Source organism: Pseudomonas sp. GW822-FHT05A08 (genome assembly GCF_058800485.1).
The window spans coordinates 3,434,560-3,456,808 of the sequence record NZ_CM179511.1 but is presented as its reverse complement, the minus strand read 5'-3'; the positions used below and the strand labels follow the sequence as shown (position 1 = coordinate 3,456,808).

At 62.5% G+C, this 22,249-nt stretch carries 21 protein-coding genes; 15 read left to right on the top strand and 6 right to left on the bottom strand.

The window, feature by feature from the left end:
* Nucleotides 1-7: 7 nt before the first annotated feature.
* Entirely contained in the window at nt 8-2,539 is a 2,532-nt protein-coding gene (gene ligD, locus AC3RCP_RS15550; protein WP_492570341.1) for a DNA ligase D, read from the top strand.
* 75 nt (nt 2,540-2,614) lie between these two features.
* Here ligD and lpxO read toward each other — a convergent pair whose 3' ends face one another.
* The gene (gene lpxO, locus AC3RCP_RS15545) at nt 2,615-3,514 is read right to left on the bottom strand and encodes a lipid A hydroxylase LpxO (RefSeq protein ID WP_009043781.1); all 900 of its coding nucleotides are present in this window, start codon (nt 3,512-3,514) and stop codon (nt 2,615-2,617) included.
* Between the two features lie 567 nt (nt 3,515-4,081).
* Between lpxO and AC3RCP_RS15540 the strand changes: the two genes are divergently transcribed.
* Together AC3RCP_RS15540 and AC3RCP_RS15535 are read left to right on the top strand one after the other, a co-directional pair.
* Nucleotides 4,082-5,668, top strand: a complete 1,587-nt coding sequence (locus AC3RCP_RS15540; protein ID WP_009043780.1) for an ABC-F family ATPase — start codon at nt 4,082-4,084, stop codon at nt 5,666-5,668.
* A 226-nt stretch (nt 5,669-5,894) separates the two neighbouring features.
* Nucleotides 5,895-7,082, top strand: a complete 1,188-nt coding sequence (locus AC3RCP_RS15535) for an MFS transporter (protein WP_101337904.1) — start codon at nt 5,895-5,897, stop codon at nt 7,080-7,082.
* A 1-nt stretch (nt 7,083) separates the two neighbouring features.
* On the opposite strand, the gene AC3RCP_RS15530 is transcribed toward AC3RCP_RS15535, so the two are convergent.
* Nucleotides 7,084-8,121 (bottom strand): alpha/beta hydrolase family protein, encoded by a 1,038-nt coding sequence (locus AC3RCP_RS15530; protein WP_007926435.1) that lies wholly within the window; start codon nt 8,119-8,121, stop codon nt 7,084-7,086.
* Between the two features lie 227 nt (nt 8,122-8,348).
* The gene (locus AC3RCP_RS15525; protein ID WP_492570340.1) at nt 8,349-8,960 is read right to left on the bottom strand and encodes an FMN-dependent NADH-azoreductase; all 612 of its coding nucleotides are present in this window, start codon (nt 8,958-8,960) and stop codon (nt 8,349-8,351) included.
* A gap of 129 nt (nt 8,961-9,089) precedes the next feature.
* Between AC3RCP_RS15525 and AC3RCP_RS15520 the strand changes: the two genes are divergently transcribed.
* Both AC3RCP_RS15520 and AC3RCP_RS15515 read left to right on the top strand, forming a co-directional pair.
* Nucleotides 9,090-9,998 carry a LysR substrate-binding domain-containing protein gene (locus AC3RCP_RS15520; RefSeq protein WP_007926438.1) on the top strand — a complete coding sequence of 303 codons (909 nt, stop codon included), beginning with the start codon at nt 9,090-9,092 and terminating at the stop codon, nt 9,996-9,998.
* Between the two features lie 23 nt (nt 9,999-10,021).
* Nucleotides 10,022-10,366, top strand: coding sequence for an MmcQ/YjbR family DNA-binding protein (locus AC3RCP_RS15515; RefSeq protein WP_007926440.1), 345 nt, complete (start codon nt 10,022-10,024; stop codon nt 10,364-10,366).
* Here AC3RCP_RS15515 and AC3RCP_RS15510 read toward each other — a convergent pair.
* The gene (locus AC3RCP_RS15510) at nt 10,363-10,788 is read right to left on the bottom strand and encodes a DUF1294 domain-containing protein (protein ID WP_007926442.1); all 426 of its coding nucleotides are present in this window, start codon (nt 10,786-10,788) and stop codon (nt 10,363-10,365) included. The genes AC3RCP_RS15515 and AC3RCP_RS15510 overlap by 4 nt on opposite strands.
* Nucleotides 10,788-11,618 (bottom strand): undecaprenyl-diphosphate phosphatase, encoded by an 831-nt coding sequence (locus AC3RCP_RS15505; protein ID WP_009048894.1) that lies wholly within the window; start codon nt 11,616-11,618, stop codon nt 10,788-10,790. Before AC3RCP_RS15505 ends, AC3RCP_RS15510 begins: the two co-directional genes overlap by 1 nt.
* Before the next feature lie 285 nt (nt 11,619-11,903).
* On the opposite strand from AC3RCP_RS15505, the gene AC3RCP_RS15500 reads away from it, so the two are divergent.
* From AC3RCP_RS15500 to fapF, 9 genes are all read left to right on the top strand, one after another.
* Complete coding sequence (locus AC3RCP_RS15500) at nt 11,904-13,538, top strand: methyl-accepting chemotaxis protein (protein ID WP_101337903.1); 1,635 nt, start codon at nt 11,904-11,906, stop codon at nt 13,536-13,538.
* A gap of 108 nt (nt 13,539-13,646) precedes the next feature.
* Entirely contained in the window at nt 13,647-14,213 is a 567-nt protein-coding gene (gene pnuC, locus AC3RCP_RS15495) for a nicotinamide riboside transporter PnuC (RefSeq protein WP_053261070.1), read from the top strand.
* Nucleotides 14,210-14,734: an AAA family ATPase gene (locus AC3RCP_RS15490; RefSeq protein WP_101337902.1), complete on the top strand. Its 525-nt coding sequence runs from the start codon at nt 14,210-14,212 to the stop codon at nt 14,732-14,734. Before pnuC ends, AC3RCP_RS15490 begins: the two co-directional genes overlap by 4 nt.
* A 354-nt stretch (nt 14,735-15,088) precedes the next feature.
* Complete coding sequence (gene fapA / locus AC3RCP_RS15485; protein ID WP_101337901.1) at nt 15,089-15,550, top strand: functional amyloid chaperone FapA; 462 nt, start codon at nt 15,089-15,091, stop codon at nt 15,548-15,550.
* Between the two features lies 1 nt (nt 15,551).
* A complete protein-coding gene (fapB, locus tag AC3RCP_RS15480) occupies nt 15,552-16,130 on the top strand; it encodes a fibril amyloid subunit FapB (RefSeq protein WP_101337900.1) in 579 nt (192 codons plus the stop codon).
* A 62-nt stretch (nt 16,131-16,192) separates the two neighbouring features.
* Nucleotides 16,193-17,254: an amyloid-like fimbrin subunit FapC gene (fapC, locus tag AC3RCP_RS15475; protein WP_492570336.1), complete on the top strand. Its 1,062-nt coding sequence runs from the start codon at nt 16,193-16,195 to the stop codon at nt 17,252-17,254.
* A 63-nt stretch (nt 17,255-17,317) separates the two neighbouring features.
* The gene (gene fapD, locus AC3RCP_RS15470) at nt 17,318-17,998 is read left to right on the top strand and encodes a fibril amyloid maturation endopeptidase FapD (RefSeq protein ID WP_492570334.1); all 681 of its coding nucleotides are present in this window, start codon (nt 17,318-17,320) and stop codon (nt 17,996-17,998) included.
* A gap of 44 nt (nt 17,999-18,042) precedes the next feature.
* Nucleotides 18,043-18,789, top strand: coding sequence for a fibril amyloid subunit FapE (gene fapE / locus AC3RCP_RS15465; protein ID WP_492570332.1), 747 nt, complete (start codon nt 18,043-18,045; stop codon nt 18,787-18,789).
* A 45-nt stretch (nt 18,790-18,834) separates the two neighbouring features.
* Nucleotides 18,835-20,127, top strand: a complete 1,293-nt coding sequence (fapF, locus tag AC3RCP_RS15460; RefSeq protein WP_123361467.1) for a fibril amyloid transporter FapF — start codon at nt 18,835-18,837, stop codon at nt 20,125-20,127.
* A 62-nt stretch (nt 20,128-20,189) separates the two neighbouring features.
* Here fapF and AC3RCP_RS15455 read toward each other — a convergent pair whose 3' ends face one another.
* Nucleotides 20,190-21,515, bottom strand: a complete 1,326-nt coding sequence (locus AC3RCP_RS15455) for a sigma-54 dependent transcriptional regulator (RefSeq protein ID WP_009043764.1) — start codon at nt 21,513-21,515, stop codon at nt 20,190-20,192.
* 351 nt (nt 21,516-21,866) lie between these two features.
* Between AC3RCP_RS15455 and AC3RCP_RS15450 the strand changes: the two genes are divergently transcribed.
* Complete coding sequence (locus tag AC3RCP_RS15450) at nt 21,867-22,133, top strand: hypothetical protein (RefSeq protein ID WP_007926479.1); 267 nt, start codon at nt 21,867-21,869, stop codon at nt 22,131-22,133.
* Nucleotides 22,134-22,249 lie beyond the last annotated feature (116 nt).

Below are 22,249 nucleotides of genomic sequence, written 5' to 3'. Positions count from 1 at the left end.
GTGGGTCATGGCCAAATCCCTGAGTGAATACCAGCGCAAGCGCAACTTCGCGATCACCTCGGAGCCGGCGGCGGACAGACCCTCCGCCAAGTCCACCTCGGCCCTGCGTTTCGTGATCCAGAAGCACGATGCGCGCAACCTGCATTACGACTTTCGCCTGGAACTGGGCGGCAGCCTGAAAAGCTGGGCGGTGCCCAAGGGCCCGAGCCTGGACCCCACACAAAAACGCCTGGCGGTGCATGTCGAGGACCACCCGCTGAGCTATGGCGATTTCGAGGGCAGCATCCCCGCCGGGCAATACGGCGCCGGTGATGTGATCGTCTGGGACCATGGCGTCTGGCAACCCCATGACGACCCCGACGCCAGCTATCGGGCGGGCAAGCTCAAGTTCACCCTGATCGGTGAGAAGCTCGGCGGCGACTGGGCCCTGGTGCGCACCCATATGCGCGGCAGCGGCGACAAGGAACAGTGGCTGCTGATCAAGGAGCAGGATGCCCAGGCGCGACCGAGCGACGAGTACGACGTGGTCCGGGCCCTGCCCAGGAGCGTGCTCAGTGGCGCCACAGTGGGCGACCGCAAAGCTGCCAGCGCCAAACCCAAGGCCGCAAAAAAAGCCGAGAAAAGACCATCGGGGAAAAAAGCCGTGGTCCTGCCGCAAAGCCTGGCGCCGCAGCTGGCGACCCTGGTGGACAAGGCGCCCGGCGGCGACTGGCGCTACGAGATCAAGTTCGACGGCTACCGGATCCTGGCGCGAATCCAGGACGACGAGGTGCGCCTGCTGACCCGCAACGGTCACGACTGGACCAGCCGCCTGCCCCAGCAAGCCAAGGCCCTGGCCGCCCTGAAGCTCAAGGACAGCTGGCTGGACGGCGAAATGGTGGTGCTCAACGACCAAGGCCTGCCGGACTTCCAGGCGCTGCAGAACGCCTTCGATATCGGTCGCAGCGTGGACATCATCTATTACCTGTTCGACGCACCCTTTCTGCAGGGCGAGGACTTGCGCGAAACGCCGGTGGAAGAACGCCGTCAGGCCCTCAAGCAGGCGCTCGGGCGCAAATCGAGCAAGGTCCTGCGTTTTTCCGAAGCCTTTGCCGCCCAGCACCACGACATCCTCGAAAGCGCCTGTGCCCTGTCCCTGGAGGGGGTGATCGGCAAGCGGGCCGGCAGCCCCTATGTGTCGCGCCGCAGCAGCGACTGGATCAAGCTCAAATGCCGGTTGCGCCAAGAGTTCGTGTTGGTCGGCTATACCCGCCCACAAGGTTCGCGCAGCGGCTTTGGCGCCCTGCTGCTGGGAGTCAACGACACTAGCGGGCTGGTGTACGCCGGCCGGGTCGGCACCGGTTTCGACCAGCAGACCTTGAAGCAGCTGCATGGGCGGATGCAGGAATTTGAGCGGGACTCATCGCCCCTGGCCAAGCCCCTGACCGCGGCCCAGGCCCGCGGCGTGCACTGGATCGAGCCGCAACTGGTGGCCGAAGTCGAGTTCGCCGAGTGGACCCGCGAGCAGGTGGTGCGCCAGGCGGCGTTCGTCGCTCTGCGCAGCGATAAGCCGGCCAGGGAAATCGTTCGCGAGCAGCCGCAGACCTCCAAAGCCGTCGAGACGCGCAGCCGGGGCACGGCCTCCCGTTCGGACAAGTCGGCCGCTCACAGCGTCGCCGGGGTCAGGATCACCCACCCGGATCGGGTCATCGACCAGCAATCCGGCACCACCAAGCTGCAACTGGCGCAGTTCTACGCCAGCATCGACCAGCAGATCCTGCCGCACCTGCGCAACCGCCCGGTGTCCTTGCTGCGGGCCCCCGAAGGGGTGGAAGGCGAGCAGTTTTTCCAGAAACATGCCGAGCACCTGGCCATCCCCCATATCCGCCACCTCGACCCGGCGCTGGACCCCGGCCACGCGCGCCTGATGGAAATCGACAGCACTGCGGCGCTGATCGGCGCGGTGCAGATGGGCACCCTCGAGTTGCACACCTGGGGTGCGACCCACGACCAGATCGAAACCCCGGACCTGTTCGTGCTCGACCTCGACCCGGACCCGGCGCTGCCCTGGAAAAGCATGCTGGAGGCCACCCTGCTGACCCTTTCGGTGCTCGATGAACTGGGTTTGCAGGTCTTCCTGAAAACCAGCGGTGGCAAAGGCATGCACCTGATCGTGCCGCTGGCGCGCAAGGCCGACTGGGATACGGTCAAGGGTTTCGCCAAGGCCATCGCGCAATTCATGGCGCAGCAGTTGCCAGAGCGCATCACCGCGACCATGGGCCCGAAAAACCGGGTCGGCAAAATCTTCGTCGATTACCTGCGCAATACCCGTGGCGCCAGCACCGTGGCCGCCTATTCGGTACGGGCCCGCCCCGGGCTGCCGGTCTCGGTGCCTATCGCGCGGGATGAACTGGGCGATGTCCGGCATGCCCAGCAGTGGAATGTGGCGAACCTGAGGCAACGCCTGGAAGCCTTGCCCCGGGATCCGTGGCACGGCTACGCCCATCGGCAGCGGATCACCGCGAAGATGTGGCAGCAGTTGGGAGTGGACAAGCCTTGAGGACGTGATCGCGGGCCAGCCCCGCCCCTGTAGGAGCGAGGCTGGCCCGCGACCGGCAATTCGCCATCCTGCGAATCAGATGAAGATGAACAGCAGCAACAGCGCAGCGAAGATCGCCCACTTTTCCAGGTAATAAAGCTTGCGGTTGCGCTTTTTCAGCTCTTTACCGCGCAGGCGGATCTTGTACAGCTTGGTGAAGGCGCGGTTCAGGCCCCCGGTGCGGTCGCCGGCATCGTTGGGCGAACCCGCGGCGGCCATCACGGTGCGGCTGAACCAGCGGTTGAACGCCGCGGCCCAGCGGTACTTCATCGGCCGCTCGACGTCACAGAACAGGATGATGCGGTTCTGCTCGGTGGTGTTTTCCGCGTAGTGGATGTAGGTCTCGTCGAACATCACCGCTTCGCCGTCGCGCCAGTGATAGTGCTCACCGTCGACATTGATGTAGCAACCGGCGCTGTTGGGCGTTTCCAGGCCCAGGTGGTAACGGTAGGAGCCGGCATAAGGGTCGCGGTGGCGCACCAGCTTCGAGCCCGGCGGCAGTTCGGCGAACATCGCCGCCTTGATCGAACCGATGCTTTGCACCAGCTCGGTGGTCCGCGGGCACAGCTTCATCGCCGAAGGATGGCTGTCGCCGTACCATTTCAGATAGAAGCGCTTCCAGCCGGTCTTGAAGAACGAGTTGAAGCCGACGTCGTCGTACTGCTCCGAACGCTTGATCTCCCCGGCCCTGAGCAGGCTCTGGCCCTCGGCGCGGATTTCTTCCCAGTGGGCCTGCAGCGGGCTCAGGTCGGGAAAGTCGGCCGGATCGAGGTACGGGCGGTTGGGGATCTTCGAGAACAGATAAAGGAAGCAGTTGATGGGCGCCAGGAAGGTCGAGTGATCACTCAGCTGGCGGCCCAGTTTATGGCGCACGCGACCACGCAGGTGCACATACGCGATGGATAAAACGTAAACAGCGGCAATGATGAGTTTCACGGAAATCGTCACATGTCAGAAGAGAACATACTGCGCCCCCACGTAGGCCACCTGGGCCGGGGTCATATGCAGCGTCCGAAAGCGATAAGAGGTCCTGAAGGCACGTCCTTGAGCCCATGCCAATGATGGCATGTGGCAACTGGTCGGCATTTTAGCCACAGTTTGTAACCAAAGGTTAACTCCGATTTGTGAAAATGTGTCCGTCCGCCGTGCCACGACCTAAGTCGCATTGCCCGGGACAAATTCGCAGCGCGCTGTGGTCGGCAATTTTTACAACGCCTGACGCTTACCGGCCTGGATGAAAAATCCGTGGGTCACTGTCATACAACTGCCGGCGCACATATGCGACAATGCGCGCCAAATTCCAACATGACCTCCCACCTTTATTGCCCAGCAACTTGGCCATAGCGTCCAGATGTTGCTGTCTACTTATGCTCGCTGGCTCGACCCTGGCTCGACCCTGGCTCGACCCTGGCTCGACCCTGGCGAAATGGAAAAGCTCCAGAATGCCCCGGGAATGGCCCAAGAGCCCACACGATGCTCGCAACCCCTTGATAGGTAAAGTAATTGATCTCCACAGCTAACATCACGATGCAGTTCGGCGCCAAGCCGCTATTCGAGAACGTTTCGGTCAAGTTCAACGGCGGCAACCGCTATGGCCTGATCGGCGCCAACGGTTGCGGCAAGTCGACTTTCATGAAAATCCTCGGCGGCGACCTCGAGCCATCCGGCGGCCAGGTCATGCTGGAGCCGAACGTTCGCCTGGGTAAACTGCGCCAGGACCAGTTCGCCTACGAAGAATTCACCGTGATCGACACCGTGATCATGGGCCACGAAGAGCTGTGGAAGGTCAAGGCCGAGCGCGATCGCATCTACTCGCTGCCGGAAATGAGCGAAGAAGACGGCATGGCCGTGGCCGAACTGGAAACCGACTTCGCCGAGATGGACGGCTATACCGCCGAGTCCCGCGCCGGTGAACTGCTGCTGGGCCTGGGCATTCCCCTGGAACAGCATTTCGGTCCGATGACCGAAGTGGCTCCGGGCTGGAAGCTGCGGGTCTTGCTGGCCCAGGCGCTGTTCTCCGATCCGGAAGTGCTGCTGCTCGACGAACCGACCAACCACCTGGACATCAACACCATCCGCTGGCTGGAAACGATTCTGACGGCGCGTAACAGCACCATGATCATCATTTCCCACGACCGTCACTTCCTCAACAGCGTCTGCACCCACATGGCCGACCTGGACTACGGCGAGCTGCGCCTGTTCCCGGGCAACTATGACGAGTACATGACCGCGGCGACCCAGTCCCGCGAGCAACTGCTGTCGGACAACGCCAAGAAGAAAGCCCAGATCGCCGAGCTGCAGACCTTCGTCAGCCGCTTCTCGGCCAACGCCTCGAAAGCCAAGCAGGCCACCTCCCGCGCCAAGCAGATCGACAAGATCCAGCTGGCCGAGGTCAAGCCATCGAGCCGCGTCAGCCCGTTCATCCGCTTCGAACAGACCAAGAAGCTGCACCGCCAGGCCGTGACCATCGAGCAGATGTCCAAGGGCTTCGACGGCAAGACCCTGTTCAAGAACTTCAGCTTCACCGTCGAAGCCGGCGAGCGCGTGGCGATCATCGGCCCGAACGGCATCGGCAAGACCACCCTGCTGCGCACCCTGATGGGCGAGCTGACCCCGGACGCCGGTTCGGTGAAGTGGACCGAAAGCGCCGAGCTGGGCTACTACGCCCAGGACCACGCCCATGACTTCGAAGACGACGTCAGCCTGTTCGACTGGATGGGCCAGTGGACCCAGGGCGAGCAGATCATCCGTGGCACCCTGGGCCGCATGCTGTTCTCCAACGACGAGATCCTCAAGTCGGTCAAGGTCATCTCCGGTGGTGAGCAAGGTCGCATGCTGTTCGGCAAGCTGATCCTGCAAAAGCCCAACGTACTGGTGATGGACGAACCGACCAACCACCTGGATATGGAATCCATCGAGGCGCTGAACCTGGCCCTGGAAAACTACCCGGGCACGCTGATCTTCGTCAGCCACGACCGTGAGTTCGTGTCGTCCCTGGCCACTCGCATCATCGAGCTGAGCCCGAACGGCGTGACCGACTTCAGCGGCACCTACGACGACTACCTGCGCAGCCAGGGCGTGGTGTTCTAAGGAACGCCAACCAGTTGCCGGCTTGCAAGCCCCGTCCTGGTGACGGGGCTTTTTTTGTACGGCTATAAAAGCATCGCGGGCAAGCCTCGCTCCTACAGACGCAGCGATGACGCCCTCCCAAACCCTATAAATAGCAGGCCATAAAGAAATCGTTAGCCTGCTTCCTTTTATTTCCGGCCCGCGCCATGATGCGGTTCTCCAACCGCCCGCCCGCGAACGAGCCCTCATGTCTGCGCAACAACAGCCCGTGCCCAGCTCCATGACGATCACCCTGCAGATCGTCTCTATCGTCTTCTATACCTTTATCGCGTTTCTCTGCATCGGCCTGCCGATCGCGGTGCTGCCGGGTTACGTCCACGGCGAACTGGGCTTCAGCGCGGTGGTGGCCGGGCTGACCATCGGCTCGCAGTACCTGGCCACCCTTCTCAGCCGGCCCATGGCCGGGCGCCTGTCGGACAACATCGGCACCAAACGGGCGATCGTCTACGGCCTGGCGGGGATTTTCCTCAGCGGGTTGCTGACCCTGGCGTCCAGCCTCCTGCAAACATTGCCGCTGCTCAGCCTGAGCGTCCTGTTGCTGGGACGTTTGCTGCTGGGGGTGGCCCAGGGCCTGATCGGCGTGGGCACCATCAGCTGGTGCATGGGCCAGGTCGGCGCCGAGCACACCGCGCGCTCGATTTCCTGGAACGGCATCGCCTCCTATGGCGCGATTGCCATCGGCGCGCCGCTGGGGGTGGTGATGGTCGCCGACTACGGTTTCGAAAGCCTGGGGCTGGCCCTGTCGCTGCTGGCGGCCCTGGCCCTGCTGCTGATCCGCAACAAGCCATCGGTGCCGGTGATCCGTGGCGAGCGCCTGTCGTTTCGCGCGGTGTTCGGCCGTATCGCGCCGTACGGCGCCGGCCTGAGCCTGGCGTCCATCGGCTACGGCACCCTGACCACCTTTATTACCCTGTTCTACCTCAGCCGCGGCTGGACCGGCGCGGCCTATTGCCTGACGGTATTCGGCATCTGCTTCATTCTCTCGCGCCTGCTGTTCATCTCCAGCATCAGCCGGTTTGGCGGTTATCACGCGGCCATCGCCTGCATGAGCATCGAGACCCTGGGCCTGATCCTGCTGTGGCTGGCGCCATCGACGGCGTTCGCCATGATCGGCGCCGGGCTCGCCGGCTTCGGCCTGTCGTTGGTGTACCCGGCGCTGGGGGTGGAAGCGATCAAGCAGGTACCCAGCACCAGCCGCGGCGCCGGCCTGAGCGCCTACGCGGTGTTTTTCGACCTGGCGCTGGCGATTGCCGGGCCCTTGATGGGCGCCGTGGCGTTGAACCTGGGGTATTCGTGGATTTTCTTCTGCGCGGCGCTGTTGTCGCTCAGCGCCCTGGGCCTGACCCTGCTGCTCAAGCACCGGGCCGACGCCTGAGTCACTGATCCGCGGTTTGCATCCCGGCCCGGCTCGGCTTGCCCAGGGCCTGGGCAAAGAAGCGGCCGGCCTCGGCGATCAGATTGCGGTGGATGTCCTCGCGGTCGACGCCATCGGCGTCGGTGCACAAGGCCGGCATGCTCAGCAACTGCTCCTCGGTGCACGGCGCCATGAACACGAAGTGCCCGGCCCCGGCCAACAGCCTGAAGTCCGGCGCGACCGGCAGCTTGCGGGCCAAGGCCGCGGCGTTCTTGTCCAGAGCCACCAGCTTGTCGACGTCGCCGCTGTACAGCAGCACCGGCACATGCACGCCAGACAGGGTCTGGCGCCCGAACTTCAGGCTCAGCGGCGCCATCAGCAGCAACGCATGGACCCGCGGGTCGGCGACCGGTTGCAGGTCGTCGCGATCGACGATCAGTTCGCCCTGGGTATTGCAGGCATCGTGATCGTCGGGGCGCTCCTGGCAGTAGCGGCGCAGGCGGTCCAGGTCGGGGGTCGCCCCGGACAGGATCAGCGCCGTTTCGCCGCCGGCCGAGTAACCGATGACCCCGACCTGCCCCGCGTTGACGAAAGGCGACAGCATCGGGTCGGCCAGGGTCGCGGTGATGGCTTCGGAAATCTGGATCGGCCGGCCGTAGAGATTGCTCAGGGTCCCCAGCCGGCTGTGATCCTTGTAGTTGTCGCCCGGATGAATCACCGCCACCACCACGAAGCCCTTGCGCGCCAGCGAGGTGGCCAGGTCGTGCAGGGCCAGCGGCGTGCCGGTATTGCCATGGGACAGCATCAACAGCGGAAAACGGCCGATGGCGACCTTCGAATCCCGGGAGGCGGCGATCTGATAACCCTCGACCTTGCTGCTGTGTTCGATGCCAGTGGAGGGATAGAAGGCAATGGCGCGCATCGGCTGCTGGTCCAGCGGGTCGAGAAAACTCATCTCGTGGAAGCCCACGCTCCAGTGCGGATGGGGCGCGGGCGCGGCGTGCACGATAATCGGGCCGCCGAGCAGGCAGATCAGTGACATTGCCCAAAGACGCATCATGGATGCACCACCTTCCCTACCTGATGAAAACGCCGGTTCATTGCTTCACTGGCCAGGAATTCGCTGGCCTGTTGCCTGGAGTTGTCGGGCCTGGTCAAGCCACTGCATAACCCGAGCCAGAACAAATAGCACGAACACGAAAAACTCCGTATTCCGCTGCCTGGAGGGCATCAGAATACAGAGTTTAAAGGGCATTGCCTGGGGCGTAAGCGACTTTTACACAAGCCTTACGCGGCAGCGAAAAGTTGCTCGCTGATGTGCGTCCGGGCGTCGCTCAGGGCCTTGTTGCGGACTTCGTCGCCATAAGCCAGGCCGTGGGCGCGAACGAATTCGATGTCGGTGATGCCGAGGAAGCCGAACAGCACTTTCAGGTAATCCTCGTGCGCCACGCCAGTGGCTTGGCCGGCGTGCAGGCCGCCCGCGGTGGAGACCACTACGACTTTCTTGCCATCGCACAGGCCTTCAGGACCGGCTTCGGTGTAGCGGAAGGTCTGGCCGGCGACGGCGATGCGGTCGATCCAGGCCTTGAGTTGGGTCGGGATGGTGAAGTTGTACATAGGCGCGGCGATCACTACAGCGTCGGCGGCCTGGAATTCGGCGAGGGTCGAAGCGCTCAGCTCGGCTTCGTGCTGCTGCGCAGCGTTGCGCACTTCGGCCGGGGTACCGGCGGCCACCAGGGTGGCGGAGCTGAAATGGCTGATGGCATCGGCGGCCAGGTCGCGGTAGGTCACTTCAACGCTGGCATCGGCGTTTTTCCAGGCCTTGACCACGCTTTCGCTCAACTGACGGGAAGCCGAGTTGTCACCAAGGATGCTCGAATCGATATGCAACAGTTTCATCTGGGATTCTCCAAGTGAGGATCGCCACCGGGCGATCAATTGAGGACAATCCTACAGATGAAACCAATGGCTGATTAGTCGGCATAAATGCGATAGTTTGTCCCATCAGCAGGACAGTAGAGTCAGGATATGCAAGACCTCAACGATCTTTATTACTTTGCCAAGGTGGTGGAAGCCGGTGGTTTCGCCGCCGCCGGGCGTTTACTGGGGGTGCCCAAATCCCGTTTGTCGCGGCGTATCGCCGAACTGGAAGAACGCCTGCACACCCGATTGCTGCAACGCACCACCCGCCAATTGAAGCTGACCGCGGTCGGCGAACGTTATCTGCGTCACTGCCAGGCCATGCTGCTGGAAGCGGAAATGGCCGACGAGGCCGTGGCCAGCATGTCCAGCGAACCTCGCGGGCGCCTGCGGGTGTCCTGCCCGGTGGGCCTGGCCCATCATATGTTGCCGACCGTCATCAGCTCGTTCCTCGAGCAATATCCCCAGGTCCAGCTGGACATGCAGTTGCTCAACCGCCGGGTCGACGTGGTCGCCGAAGGCATCGACGTGGCGCTGCGGGTTCGCGAGCATGGCGACGAAGACCCCTTGCTGGTGACCCGGCGCCTGCGCCAGGCGCAGACCGTGATGGTCGCCAGCCCGGCGTTCGCCCGGGAATGGCCGATCCACAGTCCCGAAGACCTGCACAAGGTGCCGGTGCTGGGAGCCCTGGAGGCCGACCGCATGGTGCATTTGCGCCTGCTCGACGCCCAGGGCGAGAAATGCGACCTGGTCCTGGAAGCGCGCCTGGGCATCGACGATTTTCTGGTGCGCCGCTCCTGCGCCCTCGCCGGCCTTGGCTGTACCATCCTGCCGATGATGTATTGCGAGGAAGAACTGCAGACCGGGCAACTGGTGCAACTGCTGCCCGAGTGGTCGCTGCCTGGCGGTTGGCTGCAGGCGGTCTACCCTCACCGGCGCGGTGTATTGCCAGCGGTAAGGGCCTGGATCGAGCATGTCAGCGAAGCCTTCAAAGGCTGCGGGGACCGCACACTGTGACAGCGCGACAAAAGGAAAAAACCATGACTGAAGCGGATGTGGCGCAATTCTGCCTGGACTTGCCGGGCGCGCGCGAAGACTACAAATGGGGCGGCGTGCGGGTGTTTTCCGTGGCCGGCAACAAGATGTTCGCCCTGCAGAACCTGCGGGGCGAGTCACTGGCGTTCAAGGTGGACAAGGAGCTGTTCCTCGGCCATGTCGACCGTCCCGGCATCGCGCCGGCGCCGTACCTGGCCCGGGCGCACTGGATCATCATGCAGACGCCCTACCCGCTGGGCGCCGGCGAACTGCGGGACTTGCTGCGGCGTTCGCACCAGTTGGTGGTGAGCAAGCTGCCCAAGCGGGTACAGGTGGGGTTGTTACTCTAGAACAGCGAGAACAGGCTGCCCTCGAGAAACAGCCGGTCGATCCAGAACACCTGGTGCAGCAGCACGATCAGCCAGAACACCAGTTGATAGGACAGCTTGCGGGTCTTGTGGCGAAACGCCTGTTGCGCCAGCAAGGCGCCTGGCCAGCCACCGGCCAGCTCCACGGCGTGCAAGACGTTTTCCGGGGTCCGCCAGCTGTCGCTGCGGGCCTTGCGCTTGTCGCTCCAATAGAGGAAGAACGTCAGCACGCTGACCGCGCCGTAGGCCGCCAGCGGTACCCAGGAAATCCCCTTCACGCCCAACAGCAGCGAACCGCACAGCGGCAAGGCGCAGAGCAGCAGGAAGATCACCGCCTTGAGCCTTGGCTGCTGGATCCGTGCCCCGGCGACTTCGCCGGGGCGGTTCTGATTGCGTGCGTTCATCAGGAATGGACCGCGGTCCAGTCGACCCAGCCGAACTGCCAGGTGGCGAGGATCACCAGGCCGAAGGCAATGCGATACCAGGCAAAGGCCGCGTAGCTGTGGTTGGCGATGAACTTGAGCAGGCCCCTGACCGCGATCATCGCGAAGATGAACGAGGTGATGAAACCGACGGCGAACACCGGCAGATCGTCCGGCTGGAACAGATTGCGGTACTTGTAGCCCGAGTAGACCGCGGCACCGACCATGGTCGGCATGGCCAGGAAGAACGAGAACTCGGTGGCGGTCTTGCGCGACAGGCCGAACAGCAGGCCGCCGATAATCGTGGAGCCCGAGCGCGAGGTGCCTGGAATCATCGCCAGGCACTGGGCGAAACCGACCTTCAAGGCATCTTTCCAGCTGATCTCATCCACGCTGTTGGCATGTATTTCATGCTGCCGGCGTTCGGCCCAGAGCATGACCAGGCCCCCCACCACCAGCGCCGTGGCGACGGTGATCGGGTTGAACAGGTATTCATGGATCAGGTCGGCGAAAATCACCCCCAGCACCACGGCGGGCATGAAGGCGATCAGCAGGTTGATGGTGAAACGCTGGGCGTTGCGCTGGGTCGGCAGGCCGGTGACCACGTCGAGGATCTTGCGGCGAAACTCCCAGACCACCGCGAGAATGGCCCCCAGCTGAATGATGATGTTGAACGCCATGGCGCGCTCGCCACCAAAGTTGAGCAAGTCGGCAACGATAATCTGGTGGCCCGTGCTGCTGATGGGCAGAAACTCCGTCAGCCCTTCCACAATCCCTAAAATCAATGCCTGTACGGCAGTCCAAAGCTCCATCAATCCCCCGAAGGTCATGCCGTGGCATGCCTTTTAGTTTTTCTTCAAATGTTCACTGACACATGCGTCGCGACTTCGCAGCCGCAATAGGATCATCATCGCCCCTGAAAATTCCGTGAAAAATCAGCCGGATTCAGGTTTTTCGCGATGAGGCCGAAATCCTAGCAGACATACTCGATAAACGCTGTCGCGTTGAGAGAATCAGCGGGACCGGACTGCAAGGAGCGCATGACGGATGTACGGGGTGTTTCTATTACAAGAACAACAATCGGGAGTGACAGATTCATGAACAGCTTACGCAGAATGTCGATCAGCCGCCGGCTGTGGCTCATCCTGATTGTCGCGGTACTGATGCTGATGACCCTGGGCATGTTGATGCTCAAGCAGATTCACGACGACCTGTACCAGGCCAAGGCGCAGAAGACCCAGCATGTGGTGCAGACCGCCAACGGTGTGCTGGCCTATTTCCAGGGCCTGGAAAGCGCCGGCAGCCTCGATCGCGCGACGGCGCAGAAGCAGGCGTTGAGTGCCATACGCAACCTGCGCTATGACCAGAGCGACTACTTCTGGATCAACGACCTGACTCCGGTCATGGTCATGCACCCGACCAACCCCAAGCTCGACGGCCAGAACCTCGCGGCCATTCGCGACCCGGACGGCTTTGCCGTGTTCAACGAAATGGTGGCCATCGCCAAGGCCAAGGGCGCCGGCATGGTCAACTATCGCTGGCCGAAACCGGGCGCCAGCGAGCCGGTGCAGAAGACCTCCTATGTCCAACTGTTCCAGCCCTGGGGCTGGATCATCGGGTCGGGGGTGTACATCGATGACGTGCAGGCCGAGTTCCGCAGCCAGGTGGTGAAGGCCTCGGTCGTCGGTATCGCCATTGCCCTGCTCATGGCCCTGCTGGTGTTGCTGATCGCCCGCAGCATCGTCCGCCCGCTGCAGGAAACCGTGCACGCCATGGCCAATATCGCCAGCGGCGAAAGCGACCTGACCCGTACCCTCGACACCCACGGCCAGGACGAAGTCACCGAACTGGCCCGGCACTTCAACGGCTTCACCGCCAAGCTGCGTCTCGTCGTCAGCCAGTTGCAGGTGTCGGCCGCAGCCCTGGCGCAGTCCTCCACCGACCTGGGCAGCAATGCCAGCCAGGCCCAGGAACGCAGCCAGCAGCAGTCGCAGCAGATGGAGCTGGTGGCCACCGCCATCAACGAAGTGACCTACGGCGTACAGGACGTGGCGAAGAACGCCGAACACGCCGCCAGTGAGATGCGCGACGCCGAAGCCCAGGCCCAGCAGGGCCAGGTCAATATCGACGGCAGCCTGCAACAGATCGACCGGCTCTCGGCCACCATCGACCAGGCCGTGGAAGTGATTCGCACCCTGGCCCAGGAAAGCACCCAGATCGGCAGCGTGCTGGAGGTGATCCACTCGATCGCCGAGCAGACCAACCTGCTGGCGCTCAACGCGGCGATCGAAGCCGCCCGCGCCGGCGAACAGGGCCGTGGGTTCGCCGTGGTGGCCGATGAGGTGCGCCTGCTGGCCCAGCGGACGCAGAAGTCCACCGCCGAGATCCAGTCGATGATCGAGCGCCTGCAAGGGCACTCGGAAGCCGCGGTGAAGGTCATCGGCGACAGCAGCCGGGCTTCGCAACAGACCATCGAGCAGGCCGGGCTGGCCGGGGAAAGCCTGAACGCCATCGGCCAGGCCCTGCGCAACCTCAACGGGCTGAACGCCTCGATTGCCAGCGCCACGTTGCAACAGGCCCATGTGGTCGAAGACATCAACCAGAACGTGACCCAGGCCGCCGGCCTGTCCCACAGCACCGCCCTGGCGGCCGAGCAGTCCAGTGCCGCCAGCCTGCACCTCAAGGAACTGAGCGAGCAGCTCAACGGCCTGTTGCGCCAGTTCCGGGTCTGAAGCTGACCGTGGCGGGGTTTTCGCCCCGCCACGGTTGCCGGCCTTCACTAACATGCAAGGCCGCTTCTGGTTACAATCCGCACCCTTCTCCGCTTCCAGGTAGTTTTCATGTCCGGGCTTGAACTGTTCGCCGCCGCACTCGGCGTGATCGCCGTCTGGCTGACAGTCAGACAGAACCCCTGGTGCTGGCCGATCGGCCTGGTCATGGTGCTGCTGTACAGCTGGATCTTCTTCGAAGTGAAACTGTATTCGGACATGCTGCTGCAAGTGGTCTACGCCGCCCTGCAACTCTATGGCTGGTGGCAGTGGACCCGCGGTGGCGCCAGTCATCAGGGCCGTCCGGTCAGCCTGCTGGCGCCACGCTCGATGCTGCTGGGCCTGAGCCTCGGGGCTATCGGCAGCCTGCTGCTGGGGGCCGCCATGGCCCATTGGACCGATGCCGCGCAACCCTGGCTGGACGCCGCGCTGACCGGCTTCAGCCTGGTGGCGCAGTGGTGGATGGCGCAGAAGCGCGTGCAATGCTGGCCGCTGTGGATTGCCGTCGACGTGATTTTTGTCGGCCTGTTCATCTACAAGGACCTGTACCTGACGGCGGCCCTGTACGGGCTGTTCACCCTGCTGGCCGTGCAGGGCTGGCGCGCCTGGCGAGCCGACCCGGCGTTGCGCCCGGCATGAAGGTCCTGGTGTTGACCGGCCCCGAGTCCAGCGGCAAAAGCTGGCTCAGCGGCCACTTGCAGGCACGCTTCGGCGGCATCCAGGTGGGCGAGTACGTTCGCCATTTCATCGAGCAGCAGCGACGCGACACCTGCCTGGCGGACATCCCGGAGATCGCCCGCGGCCAGCTGGCCTGGGAGGACCAGGCCCGGGCACAACAGCCGTCGCTGCTGATTCTCGACACGCACCTGCTGAGCAATATGCTCTGGAGCCAGACCCTGTTCGGCGCCTGCCCGGACTGGCTGGAACCCGAGCTGCTGGCTCGCCGCTATGATCTGCACCTGCTGCTCTCGCCGGAAGATGTCGGCTGGAGCAACGACGGCCAGCGCTGCCAACCCCAACTGAGCGAGCGCCTGGCCTTCTTCAAGGCCACCGGTGATTGGCTGGTGCAACACCAGCAGCCCTTCGAAGTGATTCGCGGCGACTGGGAAGCCCGTCGACAACGGGCATTCGAGCGGGTCGAGCGTTTACTTCAGGGTTAGCCGAATCCTTTTCCTGTCCGCTTTTTTTCTCCTCTGCTGGCGAGAAAAACGTCCATCCCTGAAACACCCGCCGCTGCGCAGAACGGCCAAATCAAAGGGCTTCTCATTGCCCTTCTGCCATCTGTTAAAACGCTGATACAACCCGCCGCGAGCCCCCCAATCCAGAGCCTCGCCACGGCCATACCGGGCTGTCGAAGGAGATACTGGTCTCATCGCTGAAACACCCCTGCCCCGGCAACACACCTGGTTATTCGTAACCTGTTGAATTTTTGAAACAATCGAAAAGCGGCACGGCTTCTGCTCTCTACCCTGGCAACGCTGACTAGGGCCAGCGAAGAAGAAGGGAATGCTGCCGTGGAGAATCTCAATTCAGCTCTGACCCACCTCCTGCTGATCGGCTGTGCCATCGGCTCGCTGCTCAGCCTCCCGGTCCAGGCTGCCGACGACATCAGGGACGGCCGGATCGTTCTCGACCGCGACGTTCAACCTCGTAGCGTCGGCCGCCCTCCGCTGCATCCTGACCCCTACCCGACCACCGTCAATGCCAACCCATCGGCCCGGGTCAAACAGATGACCAGCAACACCGAATTGAGCGACGGTGATTTTGCCGGGGTCAGCAGCGGTTCCACGATCAGCAGCAGCGTCATGCCCAACGGCGTCAACCTGCAGGGGCTGAACAGCGTCACCAACCCCAACGGCCTGACCGGCATGAGTGCCGGCCACGGCGGCGGTAGCGGTGGCGCCATCTCCGGCACCATCAACCGCTCGCTGAATTCTGGCCTGGCTCCTTTGGGCAGAATGGCCGGAGGCCAATGAGATGACTCGTACCCTCGTATGGCTTGCACTGTTCGGCTGCGCTTCGGTGATGGCCGACCCAGGCATCCAGGCGGTGGACACCGCCACCCTTCACAATTCCGGCGCCCGCTACAACGGCAACTTCAACATCAACCAGGCCGCCGGCGACCAGCAGCAACAGACCAACACACGCGCCATTGCCATCGGCACCGACGCTCAGGCCACCACTGTGGTCCGGCAGAAGCTCGGCACACCGGCCAGCAGCGCGATCGACGCCAGCAGCAACATCGGCGGCAACGCTTTCAGCAACGGCAACGGGGTCCTGGGCGTGAACCAGGGAGCCGGCGCCAACAACCAGATGGTCAACGCAATGCGGGTGAGCATCAGTGCCCAGCCGCAAAGCATCGACGACAGCGTCCTGTCCCAACAGAACGTGGCGCTGTTACCAGGCTCGGGAGCAACTGACGCTTCCAAAGGCAGCCGCCAGGTCGTTACCAGCGACCAGGCCTTCACCGGCAGCCGGGGAGTGATTCAGGTGAACCAGAGTGCCGGGGTGGGGAACCGAATGGCTAACACCCTGAGCATACGGGTCGCTGACTGACCCGCAGCAGTGCGATTGGAAAGTACCAACACTTAACCAACTAATAAGCACGGAGAAACACCATGAAACCTACAATGGCTCTCAAGCCACTGGTTTTTGCACTTGCCGCAGTGATGGCAATCGCTGCACATGCAGGTGGTAATGACGACAACCACGGAGGTCACGGTGGTCATGGCGGCCACGGTGGACATGGCGGTCACAATGGCCACCACGGCGGCCACGGCGGCCACGGTGGACATGGCGGCAACGGCGGCCAAGACCTCAACACCAAGCTGCAACTCACCGCCGGTGCCGTGGCCAACGTGACCGATGAGCAGTACAGCTCGGGCAACAGCGTCAGCAACCGCGGCACCGAAAACAACGCCGACGCCAGCGACTCGATGAACAACTCCAACGGCAACATGGGCGCCAACGTGGCTGCCGGCGCCGGCAACCAGCAAGACAACGCCGTCGCCCTGGCCACCGCCGATGAAAGCTTCATCTTCGGCAGCGCGGTAGCCACTTCCAGCGCGACCCAGACCAACACCAACAACACGGTGAAAAACTGGTCCACGCAAAACAGCGCAACACTCGACAATGCTGGCAACGGCGGCTCCGGCAACATCGGCATCAACGTCACCGCCGGCGACTTCAACCAACAGAAAAACAACCTGGCAATCGCCGTATCCGGCGGACGCGTAGCGACTGCGTCAGCTTCGGCCGACCAGACCTCCACTGGCCTGGACGTGGACAACAAGGGTGTGCGTACCTACAAAAAAGACACTCTTGAAGGCACTTTCTCCGCCAAGGGCACCTACAAAGGCACTGGTTACGGCAAGATCGAAGGCGACGACGATCACCATGGCGGTGGTCATCATGGCTACAACGACGACCGTCGTGGCGGCCACGATAACGACGATCAGAAGTTCACCTTCAAGGAACAAGGCACGATCGAACTTTCCGGCGTCTGGACCAAGCAAGTGCTGACCAAAGACGGCTGGAAAAACCCTGTGATCAACAACGCGTCGATGTCTGGCTCGATGAACGGCTTCTCCGGCAACGGCGGTGCCAACGTCTCGGCGGGGGTCGGCAACCAACAAAGCAACTCGCTGTCCATCGCTGCCGGCTGCAGAGCCTGCCTGTAATCACGAGAGTGACGAAAGCCCTGGAAACGGGGCTTTTCCACCGTCCCACAAGGCGTAGCGATCATGCGAATGGCGACCTTCTCCCTTTTGCTTTGCCTGACTGGCCTGGCTCAGGCCGCGCAGATGGCGGTGGCCGTGTTGCCTGGCGGCAACCTGGTGTACAAGCAGGTGCAGAGCGTGCGGGAGCGCAAATTCGCCGACCTGGTCGAGCAGAAAACCGACTTCAGTTGCGGCGCCGCCGCGCTGGCGACGGTGCTGCGCCAGGCCTACTGGCTCGACGTCGATGAGGAGCTCGTCATCAAAGGCATGCTGGCCACCGCTGACCAGGACCTTGTGCGTACCCAGGGCTTCTCCATGCTGGACATGAAGCGCTACCTGGAAAGCATCGGCATGCGCGCCCGGGGCTACCGGATACCTCCCGACAAACTGCAGGCGGTCTCCATTCCGGTGGTGGTACTGATGGACATTCGTGGTTACAAGCACTTCGTGGTCATGCAGCGGGCGCAGAAAGACTGGGTCTATATCGGCGACCCCGTCCTCGGCCATAAACGCTACTCCCACGAAGACTTTGTCAAAGGCTGGAACGGTATCGTCTTCGCCATCGTCGGCCCCGGCTACGACAAGGCCAACGCCTTGCGCGACCCGCCCAACCCGCTGACGGCCAAGAACAAGCTGGATACCTTCAACCCGGTCAAAGACGCAGAACTGATGGAATTCGGTTTCATTCAGAGCGACTTCTTCTAGGGTCGCCCTAAGGATAAAGGGGCAGGATGCTCCGGGAGCAGCAGATGAAAAGCGCTTACTGGCTGGCCGCTGCCTGCCTGGTCACAAGTTTTCCTGCGTACGCCAACGCAGGGTTCAAGCCTATAGAAATCAAGGACCAGGAACTCTCCGAGCTCCGCGGTCGCTACGTCATGCCAGGGCGGATCATCAGCTTCGGCATTGTCATGAGCAGCACCTGGCGCAATGCCTCGGGCGATCTGATCGGCGCCACGACCACCATGCAGATCCAGCAATCGACGATCAAGCCAGAATTCTATGTCTCCACGATCACCGAAAGCGGCAACGGCTCGACGCCGACCCAGGGCTCGGGCAACGTGATCGGTGGCGCGGGCCTGGCCACCACCCAAGGGGTGACCCAGAGCGTACGCGCGGCGGGCGATGGCAATAGCGCCTATAACAACGTCTCCATCGACGTCAAGGAAGCCAGGCATGCCCCGGCGCTGGTGCCGGCGCAGGGCCAGCTGTTGATGAGCGGGCAAACCATCAGCGGCAGCAATGCCGCGGGCAGCGTGGCCGTGTCCGCCACCGGTGGCGGCATCCAGATGGCCATCCAGGCCAGCAACAACCAGGGCTCAGCCCTGCAACAAGTGGCCCAGGGCGGCTTGCTGCAGAACACCCGCCTGCTGGGCGACAGCAACCTGGTCAGCAACCTGACCCAACTGAACGTGGTGCTCAACAACAATGGGGCGAGCGCCGGCGCGTTGGACTGCAACCTGACCCAGCTCAAGGGCCTTCGCAACCTGGGATATTGAACTACGCTGATTCTCGATCATTAGGCTTAAAGGGACGGCTTATTCATGTATCGATCAGTCTCGCTGCGCGCAGTTGTATGTTTGAGCACGCTCTTTCCGGCAGCGCTGCTGCAGGCAGCGCCGGATGCCGACGTAGAGGCCCTAAAACAAGAATTACTGGAGCTTAAGCAACGTTACGAAGTGCAGCAGAAAGCACTGGCGGTATTGGAACAACGGGTACGCCAGGTCGAGGAGCAACCGGCACCACCACCCCCGAAACGCCTGGCCAAGTCGCCAGCGGACATGCGTGGCAACCAGCAGGTGGCCGGGACCACGAGCAAAGGCCCGACCCCGGCCGGCGGCAGTTCCTACGGGGAATCGCTCAAGGATGATTCGCAACCGGCGCAGAGTGTGTCCAACCTGTACGACGAAGCCAGCGGCTTCTTCGGCGGCGGCAAGTTCAGTGTCGAGACCGGCCTGACCTACTCCCGTTATGACACCCGGCAGCTGATTCTCAACGGCTTCCTGGCGCTGGACTCGATCTTCCTCGGCAATATCAACCTGGACCGGATCAAGGCCGACAACTGGACCCTCGACCTCACGGCCCGCTACAACCTGGACAACCGTTGGCAGTTCGACGTCAACGTGCCGGTGGTCTACCGCGAATCGACCTACCAGTCCGGCGGCGCGCAGAACGGCGCGGCGGGTGTCACCAGCGAAAAGACCGTGTCCAAGGACCCGACCCTCGGCGACGTGAACTTCGGCATCGCCTACAAATTCCTCGACGAATCGGTCAATACCCCGGACGCGGTGTTGACCCTGCGCGTCAAGGCGCCGACCGGCGAAGAGCCGTTCGGCATCAAGCTGCGCCAGGTCCAGGACAACACCAACCTGTTCGTCCCGGATGACCTGCCGACCGGTAACGGCGTCTGGTCGATCACCCCCGGCATCTCGCTGGTCAAGACCTTCGACCCGGCGGTGTTGTTCGGCACCCTCTCCTACACCCACAACCTGGAAGAATCGTTCGACGACATCAGCTCCACGGTCAACCAGAAGACCCCGGGCAAGGTCAAGCTCGGCGACAGCTTCCAGATCGGCATGGGCGTCGCCTTCGCCCTGAACGAGAAGATGAGTATGTCGTTCTCCTTCTCGGACCTGATCCAGCGCAAGAGCAAGCTCAAGGAAGATGGCGGCGACTGGCAGTCCGTGGTGTCCAGCGATGCCAACGCCGGCTACTTCAACGTCGGCATGACCGTGGCGGCCACCGACAACCTGACCATAGTGCCCAACCTGTCCATCGGCCTGACCGACGATGCGCCGGACTTCACCTTCAGCCTGAAATTCCCTTATTACTTCTAAACACCCAACCAAAAAAAGGCCCGCGGCGATCACCTCGCCGCGGGCCTTTTCGTCGCACCGCCCTAGCGGATCTGATGCTTGTGCAGCAACCGGTAAAAAGTCGGGCGCGATACGCCCAGCACCCTGGCCGCGACACTCAGGTTGTCGCTGTGCCGACTCAAGACGTCGCACAGGGCCTGGCGCTCGGCCCGATGCTTGTAGTCCTCCAGCGTGCCCATGGGCGCGATGCTCGCCTGCGGACTGAGCAGGCCCAGGTCCCGGGCCTCAATCTGCCGGCCCTCGGCCAGTACCAGGCCGCGTCGCACCCGGTTGGCCAGTTCGCGGACATTGCCCGGCCAGTCGTGCTTGCCCATGGCCACCAGCGCGTCTTCGCTGAAACTGCGCGGCCGGCGCCCGGTTTCCTGGCTATAGAAGTGGGAAAAGTGACTGGCCAGCATGCCGATATCGCCATGCCGTTCGCGCAAGGGCGCGGTGACCACCTGCAACACATTCAGGCGGTAATACAGGTCTTCGCGAAAGCGCCCCTTGTCGATCGCCGCCTCGAGGTCGACGTGAGTCGCCGCCAGCACCCGTACATCCACCGGAATCGGCTGGCTGCCACCCACCCGTTCAATGTGTTTTTCCTGCAGAAAGCGCAACAGATTGGCCTGCAGTTCCAGCGGCAGGTCGCCGATTTCGTCGAGAAACAGGGTGCCGCCATGGGCCGCCTCGATACGCCCGACCTTGCGTTGATGGGCGCCGGTGAACGCGCCCTTCTCATGGCCGAACAGTTCGGACTGGATCAGGTGCTCGGGGATCGCCCCGCAGTTGATCGCCACGAAGGGTTTGCTGTGGCGCTGCGACTGGCGGTGCAGGGTCCTGGCCACCAGTTCCTTGCCCGTACCGCTTTCGCCGCGAATCAGTACCGGCGACTCGGTGGGCGCCAGCTTGCTCAAGAGTTTGCGCAAGTCGCGGATCGGTCGGCTGTCGCCCAGCAACTCATGCTCGGGCTGAGCGACATGAATGTGCCCCTGGCCACGCAGGCGGGCCATGCCGAAAGCCCGTCCGAGCGTCACCTGGACCCGCGAGACATCGAACGGCAGGGTGTGGAAATCGAAAAACCACTCGCAAACGAAATCGCCGACCTTCTGCAGGCGCAGCACGTCCGGACTGAGCACCGCAATCCACTCGGTACCGCTGCGGCTGATCAGGTCCTTGACCGCTTCCGGTCGCTCCAGGTGAAAAGCCTGCAAACGCAGCAAGCCGACGTCACAGCCGCGATCGACGGCCGATTCCAGGTCACAACTGTCGACATCCCAGCCCACCGTGCGTAATCCAGGCAGCAGACGATGGCAATCGTCGCACGGGTCAACCACTAAAAGACGGCGTAAGGCGGTCGCTTCAAGCATGACTGTTCCTTGGCGCCAAAAAGAGGAAAAGTTATTAGAAACAGTAGTTTGGCAAACCTGGCTGTAACATTAGCAATAACTTGACGCTGTCTTGTATCGATTGTTTATAGCGCCAATCACCATTTGGACTAACCACTACATGGATCCAAAAGCCCGGTTTAATTGCCTGCGCCAATCTTTCATTCAGCTTTCAAAAGAAGGCTCTGAATCGCGGGTGTGAACAAAAGTTGTAAATTCTGGTCTTTCTATGTGACCTGATCCCTGGTTCGAGACATCAGTACAAGTAACCAGCCGAACGGTAAGCCCAACCGACGGCACATCATTTGATTGGGCACATAGAGAGAAGACCCCATGAACGCCCCGCTCCGTATCAACGAAGCACTTTTGATCGCCGACCGCGCATTCCAGCCATTTCAATGCGTCGCCTGGGCCCCGCAAGACGGTAACGGCGAACTGAGCCTGACCGTCATCGACCGCACCAATACCCGTATTGGCCGCAAACAGATTCCAAGCAGCGCCTACTCCGACCCGGCGCAACTGGAAGACCTGCTGAAACAGGCCCGCGCCGAACTGAGCCAGGAAGGTTACACACTGCAATCCTGGGCCATGCCAGAGTAAGAACACGGACGCAGATCACCTTCGGGTGATCTGCGTTATTTTGTCGCAGTTGATATAGCCGCACTTTAGCCAGTTTGCAGAAAGTTCAACTTTCGCGGCCTGACTTGCCTCTCTCC